At 41.5% G+C, this 14,095-nt stretch carries 13 protein-coding genes; 4 read left to right on the top strand and 9 right to left on the bottom strand.

Features of this window, described 5'->3' with window-relative positions:
- Window positions 1–78: 78 nt before the first annotated feature.
- Both B3P16_RS11105 and B3P16_RS11100 read right to left on the bottom strand, forming a co-directional pair.
- Window positions 79–789: an AAA family ATPase gene (locus B3P16_RS11105; RefSeq protein ID WP_070562900.1), complete on the bottom strand. Its 711-nt coding sequence runs from the start codon at window positions 787–789 to the stop codon at window positions 79–81.
- 78 nt (window positions 790–867) lie between these two features.
- Entirely contained in the window at window positions 868–1,236 is a 369-nt protein-coding gene (locus B3P16_RS11100; protein ID WP_046672427.1) for a dihydroneopterin aldolase, read from the bottom strand.
- 72 nt (window positions 1,237–1,308) lie between these two features.
- On the opposite strand from B3P16_RS11100, the gene B3P16_RS11095 reads away from it, so the two are divergent.
- Both B3P16_RS11095 and B3P16_RS11090 read left to right on the top strand, forming a co-directional pair.
- On the top strand, window positions 1,309–2,037 hold the full coding sequence (locus tag B3P16_RS11095; protein WP_070562903.1) for a 3-keto-disaccharide hydrolase: 729 nt from the start codon (window positions 1,309–1,311) through the stop codon (window positions 2,035–2,037).
- Window positions 2,038–2,306: 269 nt separating this feature from the next.
- Window positions 2,307–4,490 carry a S9 family peptidase gene (locus tag B3P16_RS11090; protein ID WP_286842966.1) on the top strand — a complete coding sequence of 728 codons (2,184 nt, stop codon included), beginning with the start codon at window positions 2,307–2,309 and terminating at the stop codon, window positions 4,488–4,490.
- Window positions 4,491–4,568: 78 nt separating this feature from the next.
- Here the strand turns inward: B3P16_RS11090 and B3P16_RS11085 are convergent, their stop codons facing one another.
- The 4 genes from B3P16_RS11085 to asnB all read right to left on the bottom strand — a co-directional run bounded on the left by B3P16_RS11085 (window position 4,569) and on the right by asnB (window position 9,110).
- Complete coding sequence (locus tag B3P16_RS11085) at window positions 4,569–5,165, bottom strand: hypothetical protein (protein WP_286842964.1); 597 nt, start codon at window positions 5,163–5,165, stop codon at window positions 4,569–4,571.
- Window positions 5,166–5,300: 135 nt separating this feature from the next.
- Entirely contained in the window at window positions 5,301–5,540 is a 240-nt protein-coding gene (locus B3P16_RS11080) for a hypothetical protein (protein ID WP_286842963.1), read from the bottom strand.
- Window positions 5,540–7,108, bottom strand: coding sequence for a M20/M25/M40 family metallo-hydrolase (locus B3P16_RS11075; RefSeq protein ID WP_112375533.1), 1,569 nt, complete (start codon window positions 7,106–7,108; stop codon window positions 5,540–5,542). The genes B3P16_RS11080 and B3P16_RS11075 overlap by 1 nt, the downstream gene beginning before the upstream one ends.
- Window positions 7,109–7,421: 313 nt before the next feature.
- Entirely contained in the window at window positions 7,422–9,110 is a 1,689-nt protein-coding gene (asnB, locus tag B3P16_RS11070; RefSeq protein WP_046672432.1) for an asparagine synthase B, read from the bottom strand.
- Between the two features lie 235 nt (window positions 9,111–9,345).
- Between asnB and B3P16_RS11065 the strand changes: the two genes are divergently transcribed.
- Both B3P16_RS11065 and B3P16_RS11060 read left to right on the top strand, forming a co-directional pair.
- On the top strand, window positions 9,346–9,921 hold the full coding sequence (locus B3P16_RS11065; RefSeq protein ID WP_286842961.1) for a Crp/Fnr family transcriptional regulator: 576 nt from the start codon (window positions 9,346–9,348) through the stop codon (window positions 9,919–9,921).
- A gap of 178 nt (window positions 9,922–10,099) precedes the next feature.
- A complete protein-coding gene (locus tag B3P16_RS11060) occupies window positions 10,100–10,561 on the top strand; it encodes a VOC family protein (RefSeq protein WP_070562920.1) in 462 nt (153 codons plus the stop codon).
- A 203-nt stretch (window positions 10,562–10,764) separates the two neighbouring features.
- Here B3P16_RS11060 and B3P16_RS11055 read toward each other — a convergent pair whose 3' ends face one another.
- The 3 genes from B3P16_RS11055 to B3P16_RS11045 form a co-directional block, all read right to left on the bottom strand.
- Window positions 10,765–11,100 (bottom strand): HopJ type III effector protein, encoded by a 336-nt coding sequence (locus B3P16_RS11055; protein ID WP_286842959.1) that lies wholly within the window; start codon window positions 11,098–11,100, stop codon window positions 10,765–10,767.
- A 77-nt stretch (window positions 11,101–11,177) separates the two neighbouring features.
- On the bottom strand, window positions 11,178–13,016 hold the full coding sequence (locus B3P16_RS11050) for a UbiD family decarboxylase (RefSeq protein WP_286842956.1): 1,839 nt from the start codon (window positions 13,014–13,016) through the stop codon (window positions 11,178–11,180).
- Between the two features lie 132 nt (window positions 13,017–13,148).
- On the bottom strand, window positions 13,149–14,018 hold the full coding sequence (locus B3P16_RS11045; protein ID WP_286842953.1) for a hypothetical protein: 870 nt from the start codon (window positions 14,016–14,018) through the stop codon (window positions 13,149–13,151).
- Window positions 14,019–14,095: the final 77 nt, after the last annotated feature.

The following is a 14,095-nucleotide window of genomic DNA, read 5'->3' as shown; positions in this document are numbered from 1 at the left end:
TGTGTCATATAAGAGAAAAAGATTTTATCAGAAGTTGGTATTTTATTAGGCATCCGAAACGTAACGTTCAAAAAACCATTAAGGTTGATTTTGTTCCAGCGAAGCAATCAATAAGAATTTGACAGCATCGTAAATATAGTCCTTAGCCTCTGCATAGGAGATCCCATAGCGTCGCTGTACGACATCAGCATAATGTGGAAATGGCGTAAATAATTTATCATAATAGGCATCCAGTTGTACTATGGTCGGCAACTCAAAAGCCAAACGAAGCTGAAACCGCCGGATAATGGCTGTATCCAATATTTCAGGATGATTCGTTGCTGCAATCAATACCGCTTCAGCAGGAAAATAATCGATCAGCTGTATAATGGTGTTCACGAGACGGCGCATTTCACCCACATCCTTTTCTTCACTAATCCGCGCCTTTCCGATCTGATCGAATTCATCTAAAAACAGAACTGCTTTTTCACGCCCTGCTTTATCAAAGACCTGTTTGATGTGCTGCGAGGTTTCGCCAATACGAGAAGAAATGAGGTTGCTCAAATTCAACACATAAATTGGTTTTTCAAGCGCTGTAGCCAGCGCTTTCGCCGTTGTTGTTTTTCCGCAACCCGAATAACCGTGCAGTAAAATCTTATTGCTCACCGGCAGACCATATTGCGAAAGCTCTTTAATATAACGATGCTCTTTAATCAGCTGATGCAGCTTTTGACGGCTGTCCTTTTCCAAGAAAACATCCTCCAAAGCAATCCTTTCCTTATCGGCTATGACAAGATCGTAAATATTCATACTATTAATTTAAGACTATCAGATAACGATTGGCAAAACTAAATCTTTCAGTTGGTATATCGCTGATCCAGTTTCGTTTTAATCCTTAAAATATTTAAGACTAACTTGGGAGCAAGAAAGGTCCCCTCCAAAGGGAGGGTTCGATTTGCGTATCACCACTTCGATCGTCAGAGCATGGGATACTCTTTCCCGAATCTGTTCAAGTATTTCTGAAGCCGCAGATTCCAGTAGTTTGCGTTTAGGTAGCATGACACCGGCTGTAATCTGGTAAAGTTCTTCGTAGTTGAGCGTATTGTTTAAGTCCTCTGTCTCGGCATTCAAAAAGGGAAAACATACGTCAATAGAAACAAAAAATTCATTGCCTAGCACCTGTTCTTCTTCATAGTAACCTATTGGTGCATAGAACCGAGCTTCTTTCAGCGATACTGTCTGTAAAATGGTTGCCATGCACAAACCTACTGAAATTGTTCCAAACAAGTGGGATTATTTGTATATTTAACCATACCAAAAACCCAACAGATGAACTTTTCTTTATCCTCAGCGATAGCAACAACACTCTTATTTGGCGCCACTGCATTACAGGCCCAAACAAATATGAAACCCAGCGACACCGAATATTATAGTCCGGTACCACCGACAGTTACAATCAATCAGGGTATACCAAGCGATGCCATTGTCCTTTTTGACGGCAAGGATCTTAGTCAATGGAAAAGTGAAAAAGGCAAAGCCAATTGGACGGTAGCCAACAACGTACTTGAAGTAAAACCGGGGGCTGGAGCCATTGAGACCAACGAACACTTTAGCGATTTTCAATTGCATATTGAATGGAAAAGCCCCGAAGTAATCAAAGGCGAGGGCCAAGGAAGAGGTAATAGCGGAATTTTCCTACAAGGGCTTTATGAAATTCAGGTATTGGACAACAATAACAACCCAACCTATGTCAATGGCGGAGCGGGCAGTATTTACAAACAACGCCCACCCCTGGCGCAGGTAATTGCTCCGGAAAAATGGCATGTGTACGATATTATTTATAAAGCCCCTCAGTTCAATAAGGATGGAATCTTGACCGCTAAAGGAACAGTAACGGTCCTCCATAATGGCGTCGTTGTACAAAACAATACTCAAATCGATGGCACAACCGAATATATCGGACTACCAAAACAAATAAGCCACGGCCCAGGTCCAATTGTACTGCAGGATCATGGTGATCTGGTCCAGTTCAGAAACATCTGGCTACGTAAACTATAACTTAGCAGCAAGACGTAGCGGTTTATAGCAAACAATTTAAGTTAGAAAAGCAACAATTCTGTACTAGGTTTTATAGGGCTATTTCCCTAATTTAGCCCTATAAAATTTAAAAACAAACGGAATGTAATGAGCTACTTGCGCCTTTAATTTCCTATCGCAACAGGTTTAGAAGCCTCATGTGATTATTGGACTAATGAAGCGCAAAATAACCACTGGAATGGGCTCACGTATGACGTTGTGTATAAACATTCACACAATATTACAGTTTAATGAAAAGAATTGCGCTATTCTTCTTGTTGGCAAGCTCCATCAGCAGCTATGCACAACGCAACCTCAATTTAGAAGAAACAGTATTTGGACCCCGAACTTACGCCCCAACATCAATAGCCGGAGCATCGTGGATCCCAAAATCAAACAACCTCTCCTATCTCGATAAATCGTACCAGAATCTATTATCAAAAAGCGCTTCCAACAACTGGAGCGAAACTAATCTAGCCTCTAAAGCAGACCTCGAAGCAGCATTGAAAACGGCTATTCCGGGCGAAACATTCAATCTGCGGATGTTTCCTTACGACTATAAATGGCGTGATGGAAACGCGCTATTACTCCAAGTCGATGGAAAAGATAAAACTTACACGGTGGCTTACAATATCAAATCAAAAAATATTGAAAGCTTTATCGGCAATGACAACAAGGGAGCTAATCGCGAGGTAAGTTCGGATTTTTCAAAAATCGCCTACTTAGTAGACAATAACATCGCAATTGTTGACAAAGACGGCAAAATTACTTCCGTCACCAACGATAACGACAAAGGAATTGTCAATGGTAGTGATTACACCCATCGCCAGGAATTTGGCATCAAGAAAGGAATGTGGTGGAACAATCAAAATGACAAACTGCTGTACTATCACAAAGACGAAACGATGGTCGCCAATTATCCATTACCGCAATGGAGTTCCAAAATTACGAATATCAAATGGATTAAATATCCAATGACAGGCCAAAAATCGGAAGAAGTTTCGTTGATCGTTTACAACACCACCACGGGACAAAAGGTAACCCTTCAAACCGGTGAGCATTCAGAGCAGTATTTGACCATGGTTACCTGGGATCCTTCTGGTAAATACATCTACGTCGGAGTACTTAACCGTGGGCAAAATGATCTTAAAGTCAACAAATATAATGCAGAAAACGGTTCTTTGGTCAAAACCCTGTTTGAAGAAACTGCGACAACCTGGGTTGAACCTGAAAACCCATTGACATTCTTACCAAACAAACCGGATCAATTCCTTTATCAATCCGATAGAGATGGCTATAATCAACTTTACCTCTACAACACGGAAGGTAATCTGATCAAAAAACTCGGCTATAAAGACATCGTTATGGAGGCATTGCTCGACTTTTCGGCTGATGGCAGCAAAGTTAGCTATACAGGAGTCACCAACAACGGTTTAGATCGCCAATTATTTGAGGTCGACCTAAAATCTGGGAAAACGGTTCAATTAACAAATGAATCGGGTACGCATCATGCTGCACTAAGTAGCGATGGCAAGTATATCTACGATCAATATAGTAATTTAAAAACACCAAATAAAGTTCAGGTCAAAGAAGTTAAATCTGCTAAAGAAACCACCTTAGTCAATGCAGAAAACCCTTTTTCCGGAAAAATAAATGATCCTAAAATCGAATTTGTACAGTTGACATCCGCAGATGGGAAATACCCATTGACAGGACGTATCATTTATCCCAACGACTTTGATCCAGCTAAGAAATATCCGGTCATGTATTATTTATACGGCGGATCACATTCGCAGCTTGTTTCCAACAAATGGCTAGGAGGCGCTGGATATTTTGATATGTATATGGCGCAACATGGCTATATCGTCTTCACGATGGATAATCGCGGCACGAATTACAGAGGCCGTGATTTCTATACAGCTACGCATCGCAACCTCGGTCAAAACGAAATGGCCGACCAGATGAAAGGAATAGAGTTCCTTAAATCAAAATCTTTTGTTGACCAACAGCGCATGGGTATTTTCGGGTGGAGTTTCGGTGGTTTTATGACAACTTCCTTCATGCTCCATCATAACGATATCTTCAAGGCTGCAGTAGCTGGAGGTCCTGTAATCGACTGGAAATTTTATGAGGTGATGTACGGCGAACGCTACATGGACACGCCGCAAGAAAATCCGGAAGGTTATAAATTGACATCGCTCCTCAATAAAGCCGATCAACTGAAAGGAAGACTATTGATTATTCACGGCGCACAAGACCCTGTCGTTGTACAACAAAACAGCATGGAGTTTTTAGAAGCCTGTATTAAAGCCGGAAAGCAAGTAGATTATTTTCTATACCCGACTCATGAACACAATGTAATGGGAAAAGACCGTATTCATATGTACGAAAAAATTGCGGACTACTTCAATCAGCACCTCAAAAATCCGTCATAAACTCAGGAAAACAAGACAACACAAAAAGGGCTATCCAAAAAGATTTGGACTGCCCTTTTTTATGCAATTTAGTACAGGTTAATGTGACTCCTGATCCAAGCCTTCGGATAAACTATACAGTGTCCAGTGTTTTGTTTTTATAGCCTGAGATTTTGTCCGAAGCAATCGGATAAAATCCTGCACCCCAACCTCCTCATTCCCATTACCATGAATCAGGACAATACTTCCGTTTTTGGCCTGCTGCCCTTTTGCCAACCAGGCATCCGAGCCTACCGCAATAAGACCATAGGACAATAGTTGCTCAATGATACGCCGATCGGAAACTAAGCCCGGACAACGAAAAAATACCGAAGGCAGAAGACCGTCTTTCAGCATCAATTTTTCATTCTCCAACACTTCATAACCTAGATTCGTATTTTTGGAAAGCAAAAAATTGGATGTTAAAGGATTACTAGTAAAAACATGGTCATACGTATGATTGACCCAGGTAATCTTTACTCCCTTTGCATCCAATGACTTTAGCCATGCTAGATCTGCGGCGTGATTTAGCATCCATTTACCCGAAACAGAAACGGCCAGTGGCAGGCTGCGATCTATCCCCTTAAACGCAGCGAGAAGATCTTCAAAAATAGCCCTGTCCAAAGGTTTATGTGAAGGACATAGATCAATCGTCAAATTAATACCAGCCTCTTTGGGAAGCCTAAAATTCAGCCCCGCATCCTGTAAGTTGTTTTCAGTTTTTCTGACTAAAGAAAAACAGCTTTCGTATACCGAACCACTTAGACTTTTTGTAACCTGAGCCGCATCGTTTTACAGAACGCTGACCGATCGATCTCCTACTACACGCGTTTGCAGTGTAGTAGGATCTACCGTTAAATAATATTTTACAGTATTTGTCGTGAAACTACGGATCCCCACCAGAGAATTATTATTTTCACGGAGGATCAACCACTCGGTTCTGTAGTTTTCTAAATTGGCAAATGAAACCTGTCCATTAGAGAGTAGGGCGCACACCAAAAATAGACCAACAAAAATGAGCTGTTTCATCATCAGTTGCCACTCGTTCTTTTAGACTGTAGATTAGTTGGCCATACCGTCGGCTTGCCATCTTTATCAATTGGCAATGTGATCTTATCGCGGGAGACCAAAGCAGGCTCTTCACAGGCAAGGTAAGTCAAAATCGCAACGATAATGGCGTTTTGTTTTACTTCATCAAACACAATCTTATCATAGGTATCCCGATTGGTGTGCCAGGTCACCTTACCATAGTCCCAGGATGTGGAAGAGAGCCCAAAGGCCGGAATTCCTTTTTGAACGAAAGAAGAATGGTCGCTTCCCCCCGTCCCCGGCATACCTGGAAAACTGGTTTGGATTTCATTACGGAACTCTTCAGGCAAATATTGCACCCAGCGGCTTATATATTCGTAAGATTTTTCAAAACCACTGCCCCCTATCCGGACAATTCGCCCTGTGCCGTTATCCTGATTCCATACCACCTGTATATTTTTAGCGATCTCGGGATGATCTTCGACAAAAGCTGAAGAGCCATTCAGCCCCTGCTCCTCACTTCCCCAGTTACCGACCAAAATCGTTCTTTTATTATCCGGGTAAACCTTCCTTAAAATGCGGACAGCCTCCATCATGGTAATTACTCCTGTCGCATTGTCTGTCGCTCCCGAAGCGCCGTCCCACGAATCTAGATGCGCCGAAAGCACAACATACTCGCCCGGTTTTTCCTTTCCCTTGATCTCTGCGATACTATTATAGGTCTTTGATATTCCAAGCTCTTTTGAATTTCCCTGCAGCGAAACCCGAGGTTTGACCCCATGTTCTGCCATGCGGTATAACAGACCGTAATCTTCCAGCCCTACGTTAAATACCGGAATCTGTTTGGACTTCGCATCAAAAATCCGTGTAATACCAGGCAACTCTGTCCAATAGGAATCAATGGCACCAACGGCGCCAGCATTCTCCAAAGCCAAGGGCAATGTCCGACGCGTGCTTCCCGTATAGGACATACTACTCTCCCATTTTTTCAACTGATCATTTTTTAAGGCTTGATATTTTTCATAACCTTTCGGGGAAGCTGACTCCTTCCAGTTGGCATCTGACCGTCCTGAAAGCGGATTCATTCCAATCAATACGATCTTGCCTTTGACTGTCTTAAGCCAAGACTGAAAATCAGACGGGGAACTAAATAAAGGCATTACCACAACCTCGGCTTCAACCCCTTTCTCCTTGGTCACGGGACTGAACGCCAACTGTGTACCTTCCAAAGATTTTATGCGGGGATAGGTCATCGTCACCTGAGAAGTTCCTCGTTCCCACGAACGCCATTCACCATAGGGCTCATTGCGGGCCTGTGCGCCAAGCGCATTATAATTTTTGACAACCCAATCATGCGCCTGTTGCATTTGTGGACTCCCGACAAGACGGGGGCCAATCATATCGACAAGCTCAAACGCATACTTCTCCAATTGTGAATTTGCATTTGCCTCCTGCACAATTGACGAAACCATCGCTTCTTTATTTTGAGCAAAAATAGCTGGAGTGCTCAGCAATAGAAGTGCCAGCCCTAAAGATTTCATTCCACGCTGTTTCATTAAATCTACCTTCATGTATATATCTTTATTTATTGTATAATTCTCCGTTAATACGCTAACGCTACGAGCGCAAACTACATGTTACTATATTCCACTAGCTCTCAAAGAAGCTCCAGAAAAAGACAGTGCTCCGGTCAACCTTAGTTAATTTAGAAACCCAAAGTTTCCTGTGATTGGTTTTTCCGAAAATTACTAAACAATATTTAAAAACACACATTCATTTTTAATCAATTAAATGATATACCCTTATTTAGTTGAAAAAAAAACATAAAAAGCCTGAAAAGAAACTTTCCAGGCTTTACCAAATATAGATATGAGGGTTGATTAGTTACACGGCTTCCACTTTGGATTTTTCGTAGCTCTCTTGGTGAACCGAGGCCACAGCCCGACCCGATGGATCATTCAGATTCTGGAAAGAAGCATCCCAAGCTAAGGCTTCCGGCGTACTGCATGCGACAGATTTTACCGATGGAACAGTTTGTGCTGCCGCTGTTGAAGGAAAATGTGATTCGAAAATTGTCCGATATAAAAACTCTTCTTTGTTTTTCGGTGTGTTTATCGGGAAGCGCGTTGAAGCCTCGGCAAACTCCTGATCAGAAACTTTACTTTCAGCCTGCTCTTTCAAGGTATCGATCCAGCTATAGCCTACACCGTCAGAAAATTGCTCTTTCTGGCGCCATGCGATGCTTTCTGGCAGATAGTCTTCAAATGCCTTACGTACAACCCATTTCTCCATCCTTCCTTCGCGAATCATTTTATCGGAAGGATTGATACGCATCGCAATGTCCATAAATTCTTTATCTAGGAAAGGTACACGCCCTTCAACACCCCATGCTGCAAGTGATTTATTTGCCCGCAGACAGTCGTACAGGTAAAGCTTTTTCAGCTTACGTACAGTTTCCTCGTGAAATTCCTGTGCATTTGGCGCTTTATGAAAATAAAGATACCCACCAAAGAGTTCGTCTGACCCTTCACCCGACAATACCATTTTAATGCCCATTGATTTGATTACACGAGCTAATAAATACATCGGTGTAGAAGCGCGTACCGTCGTGACGTCATAAGTCTCCAAGTGGTAGATCACGTCACGGATCGCATCCAATCCTTCTTGGATGGTAAAGTTGATCTCGTGGTGTATTGTTCCGATATGATCTGCTGCTTTCTGTGCCGCAATTAAATCCGGTGCTCCCTTCAATCCCACCGCAAATGAATGCAGTTGAGGATACCAGGCATCTTCTTTGTCGTCACTTTCGATACGTTTGGATGCAAACTTCTTCGTTACCGCAGCAATAACCGATGAATCCAATCCACCAGACAGCAGTACACCGTAAGGTACATCTGACATCAATTGACGATGCACCGCATCTTCCAAACCTTTGCGCAAAACAGCGATATCGGTCTCGTTGTCTTTTACAACATCGTAACTTTCCCAATCACGTTGATACCAGCGCTGCGGAGCTTTCCCCGTTTTGCTATACAAGTAATGCCCCGGAGGAAATTGTTCAATCGTCGTACAGAAACCTTCCAGTGATTTTAATTCGGATGCAACGAACAATTGCCCCTGCTCATCTTCACCATAATATAGAGGGATAATTCCCATATGGTCACGTGCGACAAAAAAGGAATCATCACGTGAATCATAGAGTGCAAAACCAAAAATACCATTTAATTCATCCACAAATGAGGGACCTTTCGCTAAATATAATGCCAACACAACTTCAGAGTCACTTTGTGTCGAGAACTCATAATCAGGAAGGCTATTTCTTAATTCATGGTGGTTATAGATCTCGCCATTAACTGCTAGTACAACTTTACCGTCCGGACTGTACAATGGTTGACTTCCAGATTTAGGGTCAACAATAGCTAACCGCTCGTGTGCTAATAAAGCTTTCTCACCAGTGAATATACCCGACCAGTCCGGACCACGGTGGCGAATACGTTTTGACATTTCTAATACTTGAGATCTCAATGAGCTTGCAGGTTGCTTTAATTCAAAAGCGCCAATAATTCCACACATATTATGAAAATTTTAAATATTTCGTTTTTACATTATGTTATTGACACAAAGTAAAACAATTAAAAACTAAATTCATAATAATTTTTAATATTTATTATATTTTTATCAAAAATACTTTTCAAAACAAACAAAATTATCAATGAAACACTTGTTTGTTTACAATAATCACACAATCTATTAACAATTGATCTGCAGATTAATCGTTAAATTAACTTCGTAATCAAATAACCAGGACATGGATCTAATTAGAACCTTCTATAGTGAGCTTGCACTAACTCCTCAGGAATTAACTGCAATTACAGAAAAACATGAAGCCATAACCGTCAAAAAGGGCGATTTTATATTGACCAAAGGACAGGTTTCAAATGCTTATTACTTGATTGAGTATGGACTTACACGCTCCTTTTTACACGATTATGAAGGCAATGAAGTTACCATAAGCTTCTGTACGGACAATGATGTTGTCATTGAAGTCGCCTCTTTTTTTCAACGCCATCCAACGGTGGAAAATATCCAGGCACTCATGGAAACCCGTCTCTGGAAAATAAAGTTTGAAGATTTTCAGGAACTTTTTCATCAGATTCCTGAATTTAGGGAATGGGGGCGTTCTTGGATGGCCAAGGAACTTGTTCACAGTAAAAATAGGGCTATTGCCATGATTACCGAACCTGCTACTACCCGCTATTTGCGCTTGATAAAAGAAAAACCAATATTGATACAGCAGGCACCACTCAAGCAAATTGCTTCCTACCTGGGCATCACCGACACTTCCCTAAGCCGCATCCGGAAAGAAATTGTCCACGGAAATTAAACCGTGGTAACGCCCAAAGGACTACTTTTTTAAATCTTGCCTTAAGGCAAGATTTTTAAGAAAACTTCAGCTTAATTTTACCAATGTGCTTCCAAGCTATTTATTTATAGTCTTAAAGGAAGGAAAAATTGAGAAAAGAGTTAAAAGAAGTAATCATTATATTCAAAAATTAGAAATCATGGCAAAATTACACGCTTATCTAAATTTCGACGGAAACTGTGAAGAAGCATTCAACTTTTATGAAAAAGTCTTCAATACAAAAAATCCTGGCTTCATGCGTTATGGAGATATCCCTGCCGACCCACAGATGCCACCTGTTCCAGACGAAGCAAAAAACAAAATCTGTCATACAGCAATTTCGATCAACGGCGATAGTATGCTGATGGGAGCTGATGTTGTTCCTGCTTTTGGACAACAATATATCCAAGGAAACAACAGCTATGTCATGCTGATGTGCGAAAGCACCACCGAAGCGAAAGCTTTGTACGATGCACTGAGCACCAATGCAAAGGTCGTTGAAATGCCACTTGGCGAAACATTTTTTGCCGAACTATACAGCGCTTTTCAGGATCAATTCGGTATCTGCTGGATGGTTTATTTTGGTGGGAACAAAGACCAGGATTGCGAAAGTAATGCTTAAGCCAATCGCTTAGCTGACAAAATAGTTGAAAAAGAGAGGGCAGTAATCTATTGTTACTGCCCTCTCTATTCCCGTGGTTTCGTTATCGTGTAGCACCTATGCTACCCTGTGGAATGGCCATTTCAATTTTGTCTTTTCAAAACTGCCACAACAAGATGTTTTCCTGTGCATCTCAGGTTTTTACCGCTACTAGGTTAAATTTATTATTTTTTCACCAGTACTTCTTCCTCAAACAGGATCCCATCCCAACCATTTGTCCTAAATTGACGAATGTTCTGGTGGCCATCTCCGTCTGGATTATCGAGTACATTTCGATAATGTTCGGCAAAAAGGCGCAATGTATCCTCCTGCGAAAGATTATTTAACTGTGCAAAATAGAAAACTTTTGCACTACCTTGATTTTCTTCTTTCGAATTTTTCAGCGTCCCATTTTGAAATGCAGTGGGACTATAGCTGTACTGATCGGCAATATGCGCCAATACTTCCTGAAACTGTAATTCGCTTCCTTTTGATTTATTCAATAATTCTGTTGTAGTCATCTTGATATTAAACCTTTTAAAATCTATTCTAAATTAATTTTTCAACCATAAACCTGAATGAACAGGAATTAGCGCTCTTAAATAATTCCGTGTAGTGACCCTCCCTTTGCAGCAAGTTGATCCACACGCCTTTCCACCGCTTCGTCTTTAATCAACGCCGGCGCATGATGGGGTTTTGTCCGCGCATCAATAATTAGCGGTCCTTTACAACCCCAATGTTTAAATGTTGTAAAACTATGTATTCCATAAATATCAAACGCAGGGTTACTTCTGGTAAACGTTGTCCAAACAAAATTATTGACGGTAGCGGCGGTGAAGTGAGCATCATCACATAAGACGATCAACGTGAAACCTTCCCAGGCGAGTCCTGCGGCAGCGCGGCACCATTCGGCCATTATTTTCGGCTCATGCTCGTAAGTAGAGAATGCCTGACCATCAATGGCAATAATACCGGGCATAACAAATTTTGCCTGATTGAAAGGTCGGGGTAGTTCAAAACCAGCCGGCAATTCACGGCCCAATTCTCTTTTCTTTGTACCAGCGGCAGCAAAAACCACCTTGGAACCGGTATTTAATCCATCGCCAGAATAATCCAAGGTATCGATAGTCGTATTAGTCTGAAAATGAACATCTCGAGTAAGGTCTATGCGTTCAAGGATATGACCCAAAAAAGCCGGAATATCATAAATATCCAATTGCGGATTATCTTCATTTGCTGAAATAAACAAATATTTAGCAAGGCTGAGCTGATTTTTACCCAGTATCTGATTGGCTATCGTTAAAATTTCTTGCGGTCGATCCACACGCTGATAAGGCGTATACCGTTCAGACCCTATTGCAAAAAGTAAGGGATGTACACCAGCGGCATCAACAGCATTAACTGCATGGAGACCTGAAATCTCCTTTGGAATGGCCGCCCCCGTAATTTCGTGGATTAAGGCACCAAAACTGGTGTCTTCCTGCGGCGGCCGCCCCACAACGGTAAAAGACCAAATTGGATTTTTCTTATGGTACACATTATGCACCTTCATCAAGGGAAACGGGTGAGTTAAACTATAGTATCCGATATGGTCACCAAAAGGACCTTCCGGTTTATTTTCGTTGGGATAAACAGTACCGGTAATCACAAAGTCTGCATCTGCCGAGATACAAAAACCTTCATCATCATAAAAATAACGGAACCTTCTATTTCCCAATGCCCCGGCAAAGATCATCTCAGAGAGTCCTTCCGGTAGCGGCATTACAGCAGACAAGGGATGTGCTGGCGGTCCGCCGACAAAAATACTCACCTTTAAAGGTTTACCGAGCGCATTTGCCTTAGTTTGATGGATTCCGATACCACGATGCAGCTGATAATGTAAACCAATCTCCTGATCAGGCAGATAATCATTCCCAGAAAGCTGAATCCGATACATCCCCAGATTGGCCTGCATAATACCGGGTTTGGCAACATCTTCTGTATATACCTGCGGCATCGTCACAAAAGCACCGCCGTCCATTGGCCAGTTGACGATCTGCGGAAGTTTACTAATTGATGTTTTACCATGAAGTATGGGAGCCCCCGATTTTTTTTTCCAGGGTAAAGCCCCAAGGGCTGTCATCGAGGAACCAATATATTGAAAAGGATTTTTAAGTACTGCAGCAGGATTCATCTTAACATCCACCAATTTCTTCAGGTGGTCTAACGAATCCCGGAACATAAACTTCGAGCGTTCCAGCGTTCCAAACAAATTAGATACAGCCGGAAATTCCGAACCTTTGATATTTTCAAAAAATAAGGCGGGCCCTTCAACATCAAACACCCGCATATGGATGGCGGCCATTTCCAAATAGGGATCGACCTCTTCTTTGATCCGGATTAAATGACCATGTTTTTCAAGATCCGCAACACATGCTTCTAAACTATTGTATCCCATATATTAAATCTGCTTCAACATGTTAATCCACAAATTTAACAGAATAATTTATTAAACAGGATATAAAGAAAAAACCTTTAGCGATCTTGGATCCCGCTCCCTTATCATCAGTATAACAACCTCAACCATTACCTAGGTATCCATGCAGACATAGGATTTCAAGGGCGTAAATTCAAATGCCTGTACGCGCTGCCAAGTTGAATTATCTACATTTTTCTCATAATAAAGTACTCGCCTAAATTCATCAATATCTTCTTTATTGATATGATTCAACCTTGTCAACAAGAGCTTAGCAAAGAATTTATTGACGCCTATTTCTCTCTTTTGGCCTTCGGAAGTGCACTTCAGGAAATGGTAAAATAAGCCTCTAAATGTCATTTCCTCATTGCCACCGAGGTAAATAACTTCTGATATAAAATTATTTTCCCAAGGCATTTCTCGTAGCCAGCGGTAAACATCGAGCAAAGGCAGGGGGCGAAACTTCAGGGAAGCCACCCAGTTCCAATAAAATATGGTCTGCCGTTTGGCAAGTTTCGCAAATATGCGGTTCAAGACACTCTCCTTCCCGATGACGCTACTTTTAATCACGATGGTATATTGGACGCGTAAATTTTCCAGCAGATCGCGCACAGGCTCCAAAAAATGTTCATCCATTAGCCTCGCGACATAAATGACGCGGTTATTTCCGGCACGTCTACAAATTTCCACGAAATTACGCAGACCAAGCAATTCAAGCTGAAGCTGTATATCATTGTCAAGTGAGGGAACCTGTGTAAAATAAATTCCAAAATTGAGATCAGCAATCTGAAAATTCTCAAAAGCTTCCCCTTTTCGCAACAGGTCCAATTCAAAAAGCTTTGCCGTCACCTTTTCCTTTACTATTTTATTAAAAAGAGATAAGTTGCGCACTAATCCAGTCACATCAAAATCTCTGGATTGCAAATAACAGGATGCCCGTCGTCCCAAATAGGTATTTAGCCCGCTGATTAAAACCTTTTTCATTCGAATTCTCTATATTTTTGGCTTTGAAACTACCACGATTTAATGATTCGTTCTCACGATCGTGAGCCATTAAATAG

This window comes from Sphingobacterium sp. UBA7631 (assembly GCF_002483935.1).
In the GTDB taxonomy this organism is placed as follows: domain Bacteria; phylum Bacteroidota; class Bacteroidia; order Sphingobacteriales; family Sphingobacteriaceae; genus Sphingobacterium; species Sphingobacterium multivorum.
This window is presented reverse-complemented; position numbering and strand designations above follow the sequence as displayed.